This is a genomic window from Paenibacillus sacheonensis (assembly GCF_009909195.1).
Lineage (GTDB): Bacteria > Bacillota > Bacilli > Paenibacillales > Paenibacillaceae > Paenibacillus_Z > Paenibacillus_Z sacheonensis.
Map to the genome: position 1 here is coordinate 241854 of NZ_JAAAMU010000006.1, position 17887 is coordinate 259740.

The window sequence follows — 17887 nt, forward strand, 5'->3', positions numbered from 1 at the left end:
TGAGGTAAACGAACTAGCGAGGACAAAGCAAAGCAGTTGCAAACAACCCAAAATCATGCAAAACAAGCCACTGTAAAGAATCGCCAATCAAAGAGGAGGATCTCGGTATGCATACGGTTTGGAAAGGCGCCATCAGCTTCGGTCTCGTGCATGTGCCCGTCAAAATGTTTTCCGCCACGGAGGACAAGGACATCTCCATGAAGCTGATTCACCGCACATGCGGCAGCAACGTCTCGTATATCCGCAAATGCCCGACCTGCGAGGTCGAGGTGGAATGGGACGATATCGTCAAAGGGTACGAATACGAGAAGGGCCGCTATGTGCTGTTCGAGAAAGACGAGCTGGAGCAGCTGTCCGGCGAGGTCACGAAGACGATCAATATCTTGGATTTCGTCGCGCTCGAGGAAATCGACCCCATCTATTTTCAGAAAACGTATTACCTCTCGCCGGATCAAGCAGGCGGCAACGCGTATAATTTGCTGCTCGAGGCGATGCGCCAATCGGGCCGGATCGGCATCGCCAAAGTATCCATCCGCTCCAAGAGCTCGCTGGCAGCCATTCGCATCATCGATGATTGTCTCGCCATGGAGACGATTTTCTATCCGGACGAGATCCGTTCGGTCAATCAAGTGCCCGGCCTGCCGGATGCCGTTAACGTGAACGAGAAGGAATTGATGATGGCGCGCATGCTGATCGAACAGCTGTCCACGCCTTTCGAGCCGGCCAAATATACGGATGACTACCGCGCGCGGCTGATGGACCTCATTCAGCATAAAATCTCGGGCGAAGAAGTCTCCGTCGCGCCGGAAGCGCAGAAGACGAACGTGCTCGATCTGATGGCCGCCCTGCAGGCGAGTCTCGAAGCGGTAAAACTTCCGCCGAATGCGCCGGGAAGCTTGGACAAGAGCGCCTCGGGCGTTCCGGCTTCATCCGACGCGGCCGCTCAAGCGCCAGCCGATGCGGCCGGCGGCAGCGAAGTCGTCGCCAAGGTGAAGAAACCGCGGGCTCCGCGCAAAACGAAGGAAGATACGGTGTCGTAGATGGAGCATACATCGCCGCAGCACATCCCTGATGATCTGTCTCCGCCTCTCGACTCGGCAGCCGAACAAGAGTTGCCCGCGCTGCCGTCCGAACCGATGGCGCCCCTCTTCGACGCGGAGCTCCCGACCGGCAGCGAATGGGGCTTTCAGCTGAAATGGGACGGGATTCGCATTCTCGCCCGGCTGAACGGCTGCGGGCAGGTAGAACTGTTCTCGCGAAAGCTGTATTTGAAGAACGCCATTTATCCGGAAATGACCGCGGTGCTGGAATCAAAAAGAGCTTGGGGACCCTGCCTGCTCGACGGCGAGTTCGTATGGTGGGACGGCATACGGCCGAACTTTCAGCAGGTGCTGAAGCGCGAACGATCGCGGGGGCTGGCACGGCAGCCGCTCCCTCCGGCCGCAGCCGGCGCGCAGGCCGCGTTACCGGCAATCCCCGCCGAGCAACGCCCCGGGTCGGACTTGTCCGGCACCGGCTCCGGAGTTCCGGCGAGTGCGTCCGTGCACCAATCGTTCGGCGCGCTCGTCTATGTCCTATTCGATCTGCTGTCCGATGAGAGCGGCGACCTGCGCCATCTTCCCTACGAGGAGCGGCACCGGCGTCTGACCGCGCTGGTCGGGACCGACGATCCGCGCGTGTTCGTGACGGATTTATTTCGCGACGGCGAGGCATTATGGACCTGGGTGGAGACGAACCGCTGGGAAGGCGTCGTCAGCAAGCGGCTGTCGAGCCCCTATCGCGAAGGCAAGAAGCATCGCGACTGGCTGAAGAAGAAGATCGCGCTCGTGCTTGACGTCGACATCGTCGGTCTCAAATGGCGAAACGGCCTCATAGCGAGCCTCGTCATGGAGCTCGAGGGCGAGTATCTGGGGAGCGTCTCGCTCGGACTGAATGATGCGCTTCGCGGCGTGCTTGCCTCCACCTTCCGTCCGCAGCATGCCCATCTTGCCGTCGTGTCCTGCCCGTTTCCAGCGATGCCGGAGGATCTGAAGAACGAGGAAGTGCAATGGCTGTCACTGCCGTTCCGCTGCCGGGTAACCGGACTCGAGCTGACCTCCGCGGGCCAGCTGCGCCATCCGAAGCTCGTGACGTTTCTGCCGAAGGAGCCCTTATCATGAGCCGCTCCGTGAAGGGTACGATCGTCGTCGAGGGGCAGGAGCTGACGGTCAGCAATCCCGAGAAGCTGCTCTTTCCCGAGATGGGCATTACGAAAGCCATTTTCCTTCAACGGCTTGCGGCGCTGTCGCCATGGCTGCTGAAGCATTGCCAGGATCGGCTGCTGACGACGATTCGTTACCCGGACGGCGTGAACGGCAAATCCTTTTACCAGAAAAACTGTCCGACCCCTGCGCCGGACTTCGTCGAAACCGTCAGCAGCGAAAGCATCGATTACGTCAAATTGTCCTCGCTGCCGGTGCTGCTGTGGCTCGGTAATTTGGCATGCCTGGAATATCACGCTTCCTTCGACCGCATCAGCGACCCGGCCTATCCGACGGAATGGGTCATCGATCTCGATCCTTCGCTCGAGGATGAGCCGCGCATCATGGAGGCGGCATTATTGACGGGCGATCTCCTGCGTTCGCTCGGCATCGCTTCCACGCCCAAAACTTCTGGCGCCACGGGCGTCCAGATTATCGTTCCGCTCGTGAAGGATCTCACCTTCGACGAGCTCCGAAGAATCGGGGAATTCGTCGGCACCTACTTGGCGGACAAGCATCCGAAGCTGTTCACGATCGAGCGGCTCAAGAAGAACCGCGGCGATCTCATCTACGTGGATTATTTGCAGCATTACCAAGGCAAGACGATCATCGCTCCCTATTCCCCCAGAGCTCGCGCAGGCGCGAGCGTCTCCACGCCGCTCCATTGGAACGAGGTTCGGCGCGGCGCGGCGATTACCGACTACCATCTGCTCAATATCGAAGAACGGCTGCTCCGGGAAGGCGATCTGCTGGACCAGGTCCCGGCTCAGACGCTGCGGCCGATCCTATCGTTTATCGGCCGCAGGTAGGATAGATTCGCGAGCAACAATCGCGGGTTCGCATCTCCGTACCGTATGTCATGTGTCGTATGTCGTATGTCATACTTTAATCCGCATTCAGCATTCAGCATTTCGGATTGAAGCGCACATGCAAAAAAGACTGCCTCCGCAGCAGTCACCCTCCGCGGAAGCAGTCTTTATGTTTGGCCCTTTATTTGAAGTACGTCAACAGCTCGTCTACCATTTTGTTCGCCGAGATGATGCCGCCCGACGTATTCCAGATCGCATCGTCGACCATGTGCACGTTGTTTTTCTTCGCGACGGACAGGTTCTTCCAAAGCGGATCGTTCATCCATTCATCCGCTACTTTCTGCGTCGCGTCGGAGCCGTCCGGGTTGTACATGAAGTAGAACAGGATGTCGCCGTCCATGTCCGGAATACGGTCCTTGTTCACGTCATCCGCGAAACCGTCCTTCGATTGGGCGGCAGGTCTTGCGAATCCAAGCTTGTCGAGCACCATGCCCGAGAACGTCTCGTTGTAATAGATACGCGTCTTATCCGGCATGAAGCGAACGATCGATACCTTCTGCTGCAGCTTGTCGCCCAGCGTTGCTTTGGCATCCGCGATTTTCTTGTCGAAGTCGGCAAGCAGCTGATCGCCTTCCGCCTTCTTGTTCAGCGCTTCCGCATACAGCTTGAAGTTCGCCTGCCATTCGCCGCGAAGCGTCTCGGCCATGACCGTCGGCGCGATCGCGTTCAGCTGGTCATATACTTTCTCTTGGCGCATTTTGTTGCCGATAATCAGGTCGGGCTTGAGGCTGGCGATCAATTCGATGTTGGGCTGCGATTCGCCGCCTACGTCTTGGACCCCTTCCATCTGATCCTTGATGTGCGGATACCATGGATCGCCTTCGAACGATTCGGCCGCGCCGACCGGCTTCACGCCGAGCGCCAGCAGCGCCTCCGTGCCTTCGTTGGTCAGAATGACGACGCGCTTCGGCGTGCCCGTCAGCTTCGTCGTGCCCATCGCATGCTTGATTTCGCGCACATCATCCGCTTTCGCGTTGCCCGTATCGCCATTTGCCGTACCCGTATCGCTATTTGCCTTGCCCGTATTCGTATTCGACGGGCTGTTCTCCGTGTTATTGGTCTTCGAACCGCAGCCCGCTGCCACGACGGCGAACGCGACCATCAGCACGATCAAGCCGAGCCATCCTTTTTTCATGCTTTTCAATGCTTCCCCATCCTTTTCCCATTTCGTAGTTGCACAGCCCGAGACGAACGCCGCCTCGCAGTGATAACCATTCTCATTATTAACGACTCAGGTATCATAGTACATCTTGTTAAAGACTGTCAAGGTTTTTGAAAATGATTCTCATAATCATTGACGCTTATTTCATCTTTGCCTAATATTAAAGAACGTTCTATTATCGGGAGTCGAACTTTTCATAGGCAGGAGCGCATACGCAATGAATTCTTATTTTAACAGCAACGGCCAACGGACCGGTTTTCTCCTTCTTGGCATCCTCATCCTGCTTGCCGCCGGGTCGGCCAGCCTGCTGCTCGGCGGCAGTCATACGTTCACGCCCTCTCAGGTGTATGGTGCCTATACCCGGTTCGACGGCTCCAATACGGACCTCATTATCCGGAACGTCCACGTGCCGCGAATGGCTATCGCCGCGGTGGTTGGCGCCAGCCTGGCGGTCGCCGGCGCGCTCATGCAGGCGATGACGCGCAACCCGCTCGCCTCGCCCTCCGTCATGGGCATTAATTCCGGCGCCGCGCTGGCGGTCGTCATCGCGCTGGCCATCGCGGGAAGCAACGCCTTCTCCAGCTCGGAACTCATCCTGATCGCCTTCGGCGGCGCCGCCGTCACGGCAGCGGCCGTCTTCTCCCTAGGCGCGGCAGGAAGGAACCAAGGAGAGACGCCGATTCGCGTCACGCTCGCCGGTTCGGCCGTCGCGGCATTCGCCTCCGCTTGGACGTCGGGCATTCTGCTCAAGCAGAATAAGATGCTGGACGACATCCTGCTGTGGATCGTCGGCTCGGTCTCCGGACGCGAGCTTCATCACTTGACGGCCGTGCTGCCTTATACGGCAGTCGGGCTCATCGGCGCGCTGCTGATGACCAAATCCGTGAACGTGCTCAGCATGGGCGATGAGACGGCGCGCGGCCTCGGTCTTAAGATCGGACTCGTCCGTACCGTGCTCGCGGCGCTCGTCGTACTGCTTGCGGGCTCGTCGGTCGCCATTGCCGGGCCGATCGCTTTCGTCGGCGTCATCATTCCGCATGTCAGCCGTTTCCTCGTCGGGCACGACTATCGCTGGATCGTTCCGTATTCGATCGTGCTGGGCGCAACGCTGCTGCTCGCGGCCGACACGGTCAGCAGGTTCATATTACGGCCTGAAGAGCTGCCGGTAGGCGTCGCGACGGCGCTCATCGGCGTGCCGTTCTTCATCTATGTCGCACGGAGGAAAAGCTATGCGCAATCTTAAATTCACATCCATTCTCATGCTGCTGTTCATCCTGACGGCGGCCGTCGTCATTGCCTGCGTCGCGATCGGCAGCACGTACATCCCCATCGGCAAAGTCGCCCAAACGCTGCTCGGTTTCGGCGATGAGCAGTCGTCGCTCATTATCGTGAAATTGCGGCTGCCGCGCATTCTGATGGCGGTGCTTGTCGGCGCATCGCTCGCCGCCGCCGGCGCGATCTTGCAAGGGCTCGTCCGCAATCCGCTTACCTCGCCCGACCTTGTCGGCATATCGGGCGGCGCTACCGTCGCGTCCGTGCTGTTCCTGACGTTCTCCGCCGGACATCTCAGCATCCAGTGGGTTCCGCTGTTCGCCATTCTCGGCGCCTTCATTACGGCCGCGATCAACTATGCTGCGGCCTGGCGGAAAGGCATCTCGCCGCTGCGCTTCGTCCTCATCGGCATCTCGCTGGCAACGGCCATGGGCGCGCTGACGACCTTCGCGCTGAAGATCGGACCGCCTTATATGGCGGGGCAAGCGCTCGGCTGGATGACCGGTACGCTCTACGGAACGGCTTGGATGCACGTATGGGCGCTGCTGCCCTGGGCCGCGGTTCTGCTGTTCGCCGCGATCTACCTCTCGCGCTTCCTGAATGCGCTCGAGCTCGGCGACGAGCTTGCGGTCGGCATCGGCACGCGCGTGCAGCGCATGCGGCTGCTCCTGCTCTTGCTCAGCGTCGGTCTGACCGGCGCGGCGATCGGCATGGCCGGCGGCATCGGCTTCATCGGCCTGATGGCGCCCCACATCGCGCGCCGCATCATTGGACCGAAGTACGGCCGCCTCATTCCGGCATCGGCATTCATCGGCGCGCTGCTGCTGCTGCTCGCAGATCTGGCCGGGCGGACGGCATTCCTGCCCAGCGACATTCCGGCAGGGGTATTCACGGCGGCGATCGGCGCGCCATTTTTCCTTTATCTGCTTCTGTTCAAGCGCACAGGCGCACGCGCCTAAGCGCGCGGAACGAGACAGATTGCAGCGTGCATAACTAACCGAACGGGATGGACAGCAAGCGTGCTGCTCCATCCCGTTTTCTCTTTATTCGGTGCCAAGCCGGACTCGCCGGCTAGGGCGGCGTCGGATTGCTCCTATGAATTCACTCCGTCCGCGCGGACCAACCGGAGCAGGATATTCTTGGAATTACTAGGCGGAATCTGTGGGACAACGTCGATAAAGCAGGCAATAATAGCGATTTATAGCAACGAAATATAGCGTTTTTCGCAATTGTAGCAGTTTACGCTGGATCGGAGATTATGACACGATGAACGAGAAGGAGGCGATTGGACAGTTTGAAACACAGAAATGGATAGAATTCCCGCTGCATTCCTGAACGAGCACGAGGACTCGGAAAAAATCAAAATGAAGGATGGAGATTCATGACGACCAACAAGAACGGAAAACGTGGAAAATGGAAAAAACAAGCTTTCAGCGTGTTATGCGCGATGTCCGTTATGCTTCCGGTCATTCCGGCTGCGACCGTGCATGCCGCGTCGATTAATGTAACCGCTTTCGGCGCGAACGGCAGCGACGCGGCGGATGACTTAACCGCGATCCAGAACGCCGTGAACTCGGCTGCGGCAGGCGACACGGTCGTAATTCCGGCGGGAACTTACTATTTGTCGGCGAACGTGAACGGCAAGACCGGCGTCAAGATCTCCGGAGCGGGCCGCGACTTGACGACCCTCAGAATGACTTCCGGATCGGGCTCCACGATGTTCTTCTATCTTCATAACGTATCCAATTCGGAAGTATCGGATATGACGCTCGACGGCAACAGCAGCTCGGTGCTCTTGTCCGCCATTACTTCGGAGTCCGGCGACGGCAACAAGATGCGCCATCTGCGGGTTAAAGATTTGGCGGCATCCGCCGGGTTCGGCCCGTTCGCGCTATACGCAATCGGCTCCACGAACATCGAGATTTCCGACAATATCGTAACGAACACGGGCGTCAACTCCGACTGGGGCGGAGGGATCCGCACGGGCTGGGGCTCCAGCCATGCCCTGATCGAGAACAATACGATCGCCAATACCGGCCGCGGCGGGATATTCGTCAACGACGACAGCCCGTACGCGATCGTCCGCGGCAATACGATTACCGGTACTGGTTTACATGAGGAAGGCCTTGGCATCGAGCTGCACACCAATGCCGACTATTCGATCATCGAGAATAACAACGTCGACCATTGGATCAGCGCGGTGCGTTCCAAATATATCGCGGTACGCAACAACACCGTCAAAGCCAACGACGGTTCCGTCGGCAACATGGGTCTTGAAGTCATGGTCGACCACGGCGTAACTTCGGGCAACGTGGTCGACGGCGGCCAGCAAGTCGGCATGCAGCAATCGCCGGGAACGGGTTATCAGCTGTGGAACTATAACACGGTGAAGAACATCGTCATGTGGGGCATGCAGCTCCAGGGAGCGGGTACCGGCTTCACGGAACAATACCAGTATTTCTACAAGAACACGATCAAAGACGGCGCAGCCGGCAATCCGGCCGCCGCATACCCCGGATACGACGGCAACGCGGTTCGGATTCATGGCGATACGAAGAATATCGTCTTCGACAGCAACCAGATCACCAATAACGGCCGCAAAGCGATCGAGATCACGACCGCGTCCGGCACGGATCGCCTGAGCTTCATCAATAATACGATCACGGGCAACGGCGGGCCTTCGATCGACCAATACCCTTCCTCCGCGGCGGATCTGGAGTGGAGCGGCAATACGGTCAGCGGCAACGGAACGAACACCCAGCTTACGAGCCGCGGGTTCAACGATGCCAAGCCCGTTGCGAACTTCACGGCTCCGCTCACGGTACAACTGGGCCAGCCGGTGACGTTCACGAACACGTCGACGGACAACGGCACGATCGTCGAGAACTTGTGGGATCTGGGCGAAGGACTTCCGGTTACTGCCGCAAGCCCGACCTATACGTATCAGAAGGCAGGCACGTACAAGGTCATTCTGGGCGTGTGGGATAACGGCGGACGAGCGAGCGTCAAGGAACAGTCGATCACGGTATTTACCGGACCGCCCGACACGACGGCGCCTTCGGCTCCGACAGGCTTGTCCGCTCCGACCAAGTCGAACGTGACGGTCGATCTGTCCTGGACGGCGTCCACGGATAACGTCGGCGTCATCGGCTACGACGTCTACAAAGCCGGCGTATTGATCGGCTCGACGAGCGGCGCCGGCGCGACGACGTACGGCGTGACGGGATTGACGCCAAGCACGGCGTACAGCTTCACGGTCAAAGCGAAGGATGCTTCCGGCAACGTGTCGGCGGCGAGCAATACGCTGAACGTCACGACGGCCGCCGGCGATACGCAGGCGCCGACGGCGCCATCGAATTTAACGTCTCCGGCCAAGACGGACACGAGCGTCAGCTTGTCCTGGTCGGCATCGACGGACAACGTGGGCGTAACCGGCTACAACATCTATAACGGAGCTTCGCTGGCAGGAACGACGACGGGCGCGAACGCCACTTCCATCACGCTGACCGGCTTGTCGGCGAGCACGACGTTCACGTACACGGTCAAAGCGAAGGATGCTTCGAACAACTTGTCGGCGGCGAGCAACAGCTTGTCCGTCACGACCGATCCGGCCGCGAACTGGACCAATTGCGCCGGCGAGAACAATCTGTGCTCGTTCACGGGCACGAAGCAGGTGCGTTACGGCGTGACGGGCAGCTACATCTACGGCATGTTCACGACTTCCGTCATGTGCTCGAATAACACCTTCGGCTCCGACCCGGCTGCAGGGCAGTACAAGCATTGCGACGTGAACCTGGCCGGCGGCAGCGGCGGCGACACGACGGCCCCGTCGGCACCGACCGCATTGACTTCGCCATCGAAGACTTCGACAAGCGTCAGTCTGTCTTGGACGGCATCGACCGACAACGTCGGCGTAACGGGCTACGATGTCTATGTCGGAGGAACGCTCGCCGGTTCGACGACGGGCGCGACGACGTTCACGGTGAACAGCCTTGCGGCGAACACCGCCTACAGCTTCACCGTCAAAGCGAAAGACGCGGCCGGCAACGCTTCGGCGGCGAGCAGCCCGCTCAGCGTAACGACGAACGGCAGCACGGATACGACGGCTCCGACCGCCCCGTCCAGCCTGACGTCCCCATCCAAGACGGATACGAGCGCGAACCTCTCTTGGACGGCATCGACCGACAATGTCGGCGTAACGGGCTACAACATCTATAACGGCTCGACCTTGGCCGGATCTACGACCGGCGCGACGACGTTCACGGCCGCCGGTTTGTCCGCAAGCACTGCATACACGTTCACCGTCAAAGCGAAGGATGCAGCCGGCAACCTGTCCGCTGCCAGCAATTCGCTCAGCGTGACGACGAACGCGGCTTCCACGCCGTCCAATGGCGTGACTGCCCAATATTACTCCGGCAACTTCGGTACTTTGGCCCTGACGGAAATCGCGCCTACGATCGACTTCGATTGGGGCGGCGGACGGCCAACCCCCGACGTGCCGGGCGAATGGTTCACGGCCAGATATACGGGCAAAGTACAGCCGCAATATACGGAAACCTATACCTTCTACACGAATACGGACGACGGCGTTCGCCTCTGGGTGAACGGACAACAATTGATCAACAACTGGGTGAACATGAACGGCGAACTCAGCGCCACGATCACATTGACCGGCGGCGTGAAGTACGACCTCGTCATGGAATACATCGAGAACGGCGGCAACGCGCATGCCCAGCTGTCATGGTCCAGCGCTTCCCAGACCAAGCAGGTGGTTCCGAATAACCGGTTATTCACTAGCTAACACCGTCTCATAACAAGAAGCCTCCCCATTATTCGATAAGGGGAGGCTTCTTGTTATTCTGGTATGCGCCGCGAACTACCGTGCGCAGCTTGTAATCTACCGATCCTGCGCTGACGATTCGGCCAATGCGAATACATCCGGCAGGACAGTTCTTATTTCAATATCGCTTCTATGCTTGCCAGCACGTCTGCGCTCAGCTCGATGCCGGACGCCTTCGCGTTCTCGATGACCTGCTCCGGACGGCTTGCGCCGACGAGCGCGCTCGCGACGTTGCTTTGGCGGAGGATCCACGCCAATGCCAGCTGGCCTGTCGAAATTTCGAGCTCCCCGGCGATGCCGGACAATGCCCGCACTTTCGCCAGCTTCTCTTCGGTAATGCCGCTGCGCATGCCTTCGAGCTTGCCCGCGCGGCTGTCCGACGGAATATCGGCAAGCGCCGTATATTTGCCTGTCAGCAAGCCCTGCGCCAGGGGAGAAAACACGACTTGCCCGATGCCGTTCTTCTCGCCGTACGGAATGACTTCCTTCTCGATGTAACGTTCGAACATATTATAGATCGGCTGGCTGACGACGATTCGGTCCAGCAGGTACCGATCCGCGGTTGACAGGGCGTCCGCCATCTGGGAAGCCGTCCATTCGCTCACGCCCGCGTACAGCACCTTGCCCGAACGAATCAAATCGTCGATGGCGCGAAGCGTCTCCGTAAGCGGCGTCTCCGAATCGTAGCGGTGGCAGTAGAAAATATCCACGTAATCCGCGCCTAGGCGCTTCAGGCTTGCGTTGCACTGCTCGATAACGTGCTTACGGGATAGCCCCCGATCATTCGGACCGTCGCCCATCGGCCAGAATGCTTTCGTCGCGAGCACGTAGGAATCGCGCTTGTACGATTTCAGCGTCTCGCCGAGCAGCGTCTCCGCCGCGCCCCGCTCGTACACGTTTGCCGTATCGAAGAAATTAATGCCGAGATCATAAGCCTGCTCGATCGCCTGTACCGCGTTCTGCTTCTCCACGTATCCGCCGTAGGTCAGCCAGCTGCCCAGACTGATCTCGCTAACCTTCAGTCCGCTGCCGCCAAGTTTACGATATTGCACCGCAATCCCTCCATGTTCAACTAGATTCGTCTCTCCGCGGGCTTGCATACCCATAGACTATTCTAGAAGAGTCTGGCACAAATAGGAAGCGTTCAGCGCGATCCGCTGGATTAGAATCCTATAATCCGCAGAATCTTGAGCTTCCGGTGGCTCGTCAGATCGATGAATTCCTCGCCGGATCTGACGAGCTGCGCTTCGCCGCTCTGCGGGTTGATGAAGACGATCTCGCCGATCCGGCCATCGGTCAGCAGCACCTGCTGCCCCACTAATTTGGACGTGATGTTATCCAGGAACAGCATGACGATGGCGGGGTCCAATTGGCCGAAGAAGCCCTCGCGCAGCTGGCGGACGACCTCATGGAACGGCAGCGCCTTATGGTACGGCCGGTCGGAGGACATGGCGTGGAAAATATCCGCCACCGCCACGATCTTGCTGAACAGGTCAATCTTGTCCGAGGTCAAACCGAGCGGATAGCCGCTGCCGTCCTCCCGTTCGTGATGCTGCAGCGCCACGAGCGCCGTTCGGTAGCTGACGCCCTCGGTTTTCCTCAGAATCTCGTAGCCGTAAATCGCGTGTTTCTTCATGAGTTCGTATTCTTCTGCCGTCAGCGCGCTCGGCTTATTCAGGATCTCCTGCGGAATCTTCACTTTGCCGACGTCGTGCAGCGTAGCGGCGATCGTAAGCGCTGTCAATTCGTCTTCGCCGAATCCCAGCCACCTGCCGATCATCGTGGAAAGCACGCCGACGCCGATGTTATGCTCATAGGTATAGTCGCCATGCGCCTTCACTGCTTCGAACAGCTCGAAAATGTTCGGATGGCCGGAGGCGACCTTGACCACCGGCACGATCTCCGCCTCAAGCTCCGTGAGCGGCACTTGTCCGGTTTCTTCAATGGAGGCATACAGCGATTTCGCCTGCTCCCGCATTTTCCCTAACGCCTCGTGCGGCGGTTCCGCTGCGCCGGACGCTGGTCTGACGTGATCCAAGTTGACCGTTACATGCTCGATGCCGTGTCTCTCCAGCAGCGCGAGATGCTCTTCGCGAAGCAGGATGCCGGCCGGGAGAACGGTGACGCCAAAGGCGTTGACCATATCGTTTTTCGTGATTTTCCCCAAATATTGTCGCATTGTGCCTCCGGCGGAATAAGACTTGTTCAAATTTCCCAAGGTAAATCCTGTGTATTGTTACTACAATACCATGTCTCCGCGGCTACTGTCCTATGGTATTGATTTTCAATCTATAAAATAGGAATAAAGGCCTATATTCGTTAGTGTCGAATGCCCTAATAAAATCATGGTTTCTTGATGCGAACAACAAAAAAACCTTCATGACCACAGAAGAACGGGACTCGGCCCGGACTCAACGTGGAATGGAAGGTTTTTGCGTATGCCTAGCGCTCGCCGGTCATCAGCGCCGTCGTCCAGCGCTCGATCGCATAGGGGGCAGGGGCACTGACGCGCCTAGTCATCTTGCCCCGAGGCGCTCCGCCGTTATTGTCCTGCGGGCGGCCGCGCTTGCGCAGCGCGTTCTTCGAACGGTGCAGCACCATTTTGACGGCGGGCACCGAGCAATGCAGCACGTCGGCGATATCCTGATACGTATAATCGAAGACCTCCGCCAGCAGCAGCATCTCCGTCTCCCGTTCGGACAAATGCTCCGCCAGCCACTCCAGCATGCCCCGTACGGACACGTAATCCGGATCATAATGCGGCTGCAGCAGCGCTTCTTCGAGCGCGACGGTCACGCCCCGCCGTTTGCGGTGCGCGTCGATCTGCAAATTGCGGGCGATCTTATAGAGCAACGAACGCGGGTGGAGCAGCTTCCCCGTATCCCGGTAATACTTAAACGCCCGAAGAAGCGCCTCCTGCAGCAGATCCTCCGCCTCCCATTTCGATGACGTCAAATACGCGCAGTAGGCCTGCACATGCTTGAGATGCGGCTTTACGTTTTCTTCGAACTCGGTCCACGGTTCCATGCTTTCGCCTCCCTGCCTATCCTTGGATTCCCTGTCACGAACCCTAGTCTAGCAGGCTATTATGAACCTCATATGAAAAAGCGCCTGCCAGCAGAAATTAGCAGACCGGCAGCCGGACGCCTCGGGAATACCGGAATCGGCAGCGGAAGCCACGCAATCCGCAGCGGAAACCGCGGAAAAACAAAACCCCGCTTCGTCCGTGAAGGACGAAACGGGGCTGACAAAGCGTTGGAAAAGAAACGGTTTCCGTTCCAGACTTGCTGCCGCTCGTTTGTTCTGCTTACGTGTTACTGCTCGATTTGCTCGCCGATCAATTCGTTGTCGCTCGAGCCCGGCGTGACGAGCCACTTGCCGTCTTTTTTGACCAAATCGAACTGTGTCACGGATTTGAAGGAAAGCGGTTCTTCGTCCGCGCTGGTCAAGTCATAGCGGAAGGACGCAAGCACGATCGCGGTGTCTTCGTCCAGCTCGACCACGGCGCTGCGGACAAGCGCGACACTGATCGTATAATCCGGGTCGGTGAACGATTCTTCCATGGAAGCCGTATCGTCGCCGTAAGCCTCTTCATCCGACGGATCGAGTATGGCCTTATAAGCGGCGATATCCTTCGCGTTGACGGACTTCACGTAGGCATCCACCATACCGGTCAGCGCTGCGCGGTCGGCATCGGAAGTTTGCACTTCCTGTGCCCATAGGCCGTCTTCGTCCAGCACCGTCGAGTAATCGACGTACACGTCGTATATGGCCCATTGGCCGTTCGTATCCTTATGAAGTGTGTATTCCATCTCGTTCTCGACGTTCGGATAGAAGCTCGCGCCGCTCACTTTGGTAGACTGTTCCACCGTGTACACGATCGCTTCCGTCGCCGAATACGAGTCCAGCGTCATGTCCGTGTAGACAGTCCGGCTGTGCGTCTTTGCGAATTCGCTGCGAATGTACGCATCCATCTCGTCCTTGATCGGGGAGGCGGAATGGAACAGCGCGAGGAATGCGTCGGCATCCTGCTTGTCCTCTGCAGCCGTCAGCTTGTTCAGCACCGCGAATACTTCCGCTTCCTGCGCGGCCGTCGGGCCTTTGTCCGTGATGGCGACGATCTTCTTGGCGCCGTCCCAAGCCACGTCCTTATCGGATAGCGTCGCGATGAAGCGTACGCCGACCATCGTGCGGCCTTTCAGCAGCTTCATCTCGCCGTTCACCGGCACCTTGACGCCGTCTACCAGCGCGCTCGTGCCCGTCGGCGTCATTTGAATGCTGCGCGCGGCAGACTTCGCCTTGATCGTCTTCGTTGCTGCGTTATAGTCGATGGAATAACCCAGCTTCGTAAAGAGCGTACGGAATTCAACGAAGGTTTTGCCGTTCTGCAGTACGGGAGGAGCCGGGAAAATCACCCATTCTCCGTTCAATTTTACTTTGATGTCCGTGCTTGCGTTCGCCGCGGAAGCCGTTCCCGCGAACGCCGCGAATACGGCCATTAGTGTCAAGGCCAATCCGATCCAACGTTTCATGGTAAACCTCTCTCTCGTTTCATAAGGTATAACTAGTCATAGACTTCATAATCCTATCCAATTATCCGTATTTTTACAATGATTAAATAGTGCCAGCACTGGTGCTTTGGTCGCTATCTCCGCGCATGCGCCCACTGCCGGAACAACCGGACGGACAAGGCGACCCAGCAGGCGCTGACCCAGTAGCCGGCGAGAATGTCGGACGGATAATGAACGCCGAGATAGACGCGGCTTAGACCGATGCTCACGATCATCGCCCCGCTGAAGATCAGCAGCGCCACCCGCCACCCCCGGCTAGGCAAATGCCGCCAAAGCAGATAGGTGACGAGAAAATAAAACGTGAACGCCGCCATGGAATGGCCGCTCGGATAGCTGTACCCCTGCTCCTCCACGATCCGGTGGATATCCGGACGCGCGCGCCGGTAGATCGGCTTAAGCAAGTGGTTCAGCAGCGTCGAGCCGAGCATGCCGCCCAAGAGCAGCACGAGCTCCTTGCGGTGCTTCAGCACCAGAAACAGAAAGGCGGCAAGGAGGAGCACCGCCGGAATGACGACGGACGACGAACCGACCTTGCCCAGGAATTTGGCGATACCGGTCAGCGTGTCGTTCTCCCAGCCCTGCACGGTGTCTATAATGGAAGCGTCGAAGCGCGCCAGCCTGTTCCGCGAGACCAGCATAGACAATCCTTGAAACCCCGCGATCGCGAGCAGCAGGTAAATGATCCACATGATACGAATTCCCCCGTTATTGAAATGATTTGTTTATTATAGCGGCTTGCCCGGGGATAAGGCTATGGGAAATTGGCGTTCGTAAGCGTAGGGCGATCATTTTCTTGATGACAGCGGTTGTCAGTCAACTTGGGGTACGCTGGATGCTGATCTTGAGGAAATCAACATGCTGCGGCAAATTCGAGGAGGCTTTACAATGACGAAGAGACCCTTGGCAGGGAAAATAGCCGTCGTCGCCGGCGCAACGCGCGGGGCGGGGCGCGGCATCGCGGTGCAGCTCGGCAAAGCCGGAGCGACGGTATACGTGACCGGAAGGAGCTCGAAGCTCGGCTTGTCGGATATGGGAAGACGCGAAACGATCGAGGAAACGGCAGCGCTCGTAACGGAAGCCGGAGGTCTCGGCATTGCCGTGCGGACCGACTATACCGTGGAAGCGGACGGCCGCGCGCTGTTCGGGCAAGTCGAGGAAGAGCAGGACGGCCGGCTGGATCTATTGATCAACGATATCTGGGGCGGCGACCCGCTTACCGCATGGGGCGAGCCCTTCTGGGAGCACTCGCTCCATAACGGCCTGCTCATTCAGCAGCGAGGCGTGCATACGCATATGATGGCCAGCTATTATGCCGCTCCCCTCATGATCGCCCGCCGTTCCGGGCTCATTATCGAGATTACGGACGGCTGCGACTATCGGTACCGCGGGAATCTGTATTACAGCTTGGCGAAAATAGCCGTCATTCATCTCGCCCGGGCGATGGCGGCGGATCTGGCGCCTCATCGGGTGACGGCGCTGGCGCTGACGCCGGGCTTCCTTCGTTCCGAAGCGATGCTGGATCATTTCGGCGTGACCGAGGAGAACTGGCGCGATGGCGCGGCGCGGGACGTGCATTTCCTGCAGTCCGAGACGCCGGCGTTCGTCGGACAAGCGGCGGCAGCGCTCGCGGCCGATCCGAACGTGCATGCCAAGTCGGGACAGGCGCTGACGTCCTGGGGCTTGTCCGAGGAATACGGGTTCGCCGATGCGGACGGCAGCCGTCCCCATTGGGGGCGCTATGCCGCCGAGCACGGGTTCTAACGGGCAGACGAGAGCGCGCTGGCGAGCCGAGAATACTAGGCGCGCCAGCGCTCTTCGCGTTATGCGCTGCTTGCTGACGCGCCGCTGCTGTGCCGTTATCCTGCTTCGGGCACCGTACGCCTCAACCTGCATGACGCGCCGGTTGAGCCTGGGCCGCTAGGGAGCGAGCTGGATCCAGATCGCCGTCTTGTCGTCGGACTTCTTCATGCGCGGATAGATGGTGCATTCGGGATCGGTGTTCTCCAGATCCGTCAACTGAGCGAGATAACGGTCAAGCCCCGCTTCACGGACGAGCGAGGCGATGTCGGCCGCGCTGTCCTTGTCGGATTCGCCGGGCGGCTTCGGCATGTACAGCCCGTCCGAGAACAGCAGGAGCGATACGACGTTCGCGGCCGCGATGCGGCCGTACTCCACGTAATCCGCGCAATCGGGATCTCCATTCAGTACGCCGTATCCGGCGGGACGGTTCGCCAGCGCCCGGCCGGCGGCGATTTGAGGCCGCACATGCGTCCACAATTCGGCGGACGACGCCAGACCGGCGTTGATCCCTTCCAGCCATACGGCCTTCGTGCGGTCGTCTACATGCGCCAATTGATCATGCGTCACGATGCGGATCGTGCCGTCGTCGTAGTACGCCGCCAGCATGCAGTCGCCGAGCTGCGCGTAGTCGATCCACTTGGAGCCGACGCGCACGAGCACCGCGCAGGCGCTCCACAGCGCTTCCGGCACATCCGCCGGGACGCCGGCATCCCGCATCTCCGCGCGAAGCCGCGTGTTCGCCTCTACCAGCATGTCCGACAGCCGGGCGCCGGCGAGCCGTTCGTCCAAACAAGCTGCGGCAACGGATTGCGCGGCCAAATACCCGCCCGTCTCTCCTCCCGCGCCGCGATAGGGCACGAGCGACGTCGCCCCGTCGATGACGCCGAACAGCCGGTCGCTCTCCTTGCATACGACAGCATCTTCGTTCCATGCGCCGACTCCTTGCACGGTACGGACCGTGACTTCCATCGAATCGCCTCCTGCGGTGAATGTCCGGCTTGTTCTTGACCGGCCTCTCGTTCAACCTTATCGAATGCTCGGCCTGAAGGCAACCTTTCCTGAAACAATCGCGTACATGCATTTTCGGATGGACGCAAGCCGCATCTCTATTGCGGCAAGCGGCCGACATAAGC

Annotated in this window: 14 protein-coding genes; 7 read left to right on the plus strand and 7 right to left on the minus strand. The window is 59.0% G+C overall.

Annotation, left to right across the window (positions count from 1 at the left end; translation table 11 throughout):
• Positions 1–107: 107 nt before the first annotated feature.
• The 3 genes from ku to ligD are packed head-to-tail and all read left to right on the plus strand — an operon-like array spanning position 108 to position 3049.
• A complete protein-coding gene (ku, locus tag GT003_RS13920) occupies positions 108–1040 on the plus strand; it encodes a non-homologous end joining protein Ku (protein ID WP_161698669.1) in 933 nt (310 codons plus the stop codon).
• Positions 1041–2159, plus strand: coding sequence for an ATP-dependent DNA ligase (locus GT003_RS13925; RefSeq protein WP_161698671.1), 1119 nt, complete (start codon positions 1041–1043; stop codon positions 2157–2159).
• Positions 2156–3049 (plus strand): non-homologous end-joining DNA ligase, encoded by an 894-nt coding sequence (gene ligD, locus GT003_RS13930; RefSeq protein WP_161698674.1) that lies wholly within the window; start codon positions 2156–2158, stop codon positions 3047–3049. Before GT003_RS13925 ends, ligD begins: the two co-directional genes overlap by 4 nt.
• A gap of 181 nt (positions 3050–3230) precedes the next feature.
• Here the strand turns inward: ligD and GT003_RS13935 are convergent, their stop codons facing one another.
• Positions 3231–4244 (minus strand): ABC transporter substrate-binding protein, encoded by a 1014-nt coding sequence (locus GT003_RS13935; protein WP_161698676.1) that lies wholly within the window; start codon positions 4242–4244, stop codon positions 3231–3233.
• A gap of 244 nt (positions 4245–4488) precedes the next feature.
• Between GT003_RS13935 and GT003_RS13940 the strand changes: the two genes are divergently transcribed.
• The 3 genes from GT003_RS13940 to GT003_RS32495 all read left to right on the plus strand — a co-directional run bounded on the left by GT003_RS13940 (position 4489) and on the right by GT003_RS32495 (position 10344).
• Positions 4489–5514: a FecCD family ABC transporter permease gene (locus GT003_RS13940; RefSeq protein WP_161698678.1), complete on the plus strand. Its 1026-nt coding sequence runs from the start codon at positions 4489–4491 to the stop codon at positions 5512–5514.
• Positions 5501–6502: a FecCD family ABC transporter permease gene (locus GT003_RS13945; protein ID WP_161698680.1), complete on the plus strand. Its 1002-nt coding sequence runs from the start codon at positions 5501–5503 to the stop codon at positions 6500–6502. The genes GT003_RS13940 and GT003_RS13945 overlap by 14 nt, the downstream gene beginning before the upstream one ends.
• Positions 6503–6924: 422 nt before the next feature.
• Complete coding sequence (locus tag GT003_RS32495; protein ID WP_161698682.1) at positions 6925–10344, plus strand: fibronectin type III domain-containing protein; 3420 nt, start codon at positions 6925–6927, stop codon at positions 10342–10344.
• A gap of 152 nt (positions 10345–10496) precedes the next feature.
• Here the strand turns inward: GT003_RS32495 and GT003_RS13955 are convergent, their stop codons facing one another.
• The 5 genes from GT003_RS13955 to GT003_RS13975 form a co-directional block, all read right to left on the minus strand.
• Complete coding sequence (locus GT003_RS13955) at positions 10497–11435, minus strand: aldo/keto reductase (protein ID WP_161698684.1); 939 nt, start codon at positions 11433–11435, stop codon at positions 10497–10499.
• Positions 11436–11545: 110 nt separating this feature from the next.
• Complete coding sequence (locus tag GT003_RS13960) at positions 11546–12562, minus strand: HD-GYP domain-containing protein (protein WP_161698686.1); 1017 nt, start codon at positions 12560–12562, stop codon at positions 11546–11548.
• Between the two features lie 263 nt (positions 12563–12825).
• Positions 12826–13410 carry an RNA polymerase sigma factor gene (locus tag GT003_RS13965; protein WP_161698688.1) on the minus strand — a complete coding sequence of 195 codons (585 nt, stop codon included), beginning with the start codon at positions 13408–13410 and terminating at the stop codon, positions 12826–12828.
• 287 nt (positions 13411–13697) lie between these two features.
• Positions 13698–14915, minus strand: coding sequence for a stalk domain-containing protein (locus GT003_RS13970; RefSeq protein WP_161698690.1), 1218 nt, complete (start codon positions 14913–14915; stop codon positions 13698–13700).
• A gap of 113 nt (positions 14916–15028) precedes the next feature.
• Positions 15029–15643 (minus strand): phosphatase PAP2 family protein, encoded by a 615-nt coding sequence (locus tag GT003_RS13975; RefSeq protein ID WP_161698692.1) that lies wholly within the window; start codon positions 15641–15643, stop codon positions 15029–15031.
• Between the two features lie 196 nt (positions 15644–15839).
• Between GT003_RS13975 and GT003_RS13980 the strand changes: the two genes are divergently transcribed.
• Positions 15840–16715: an SDR family oxidoreductase gene (locus GT003_RS13980; protein ID WP_161698694.1), complete on the plus strand. Its 876-nt coding sequence runs from the start codon at positions 15840–15842 to the stop codon at positions 16713–16715.
• 156 nt (positions 16716–16871) lie between these two features.
• Here the strand turns inward: GT003_RS13980 and GT003_RS13985 are convergent, their stop codons facing one another.
• Entirely contained in the window at positions 16872–17723 is an 852-nt protein-coding gene (locus GT003_RS13985) for a protein phosphatase 2C domain-containing protein (RefSeq protein WP_161698696.1), read from the minus strand.
• Positions 17724–17887 lie beyond the last annotated feature (164 nt).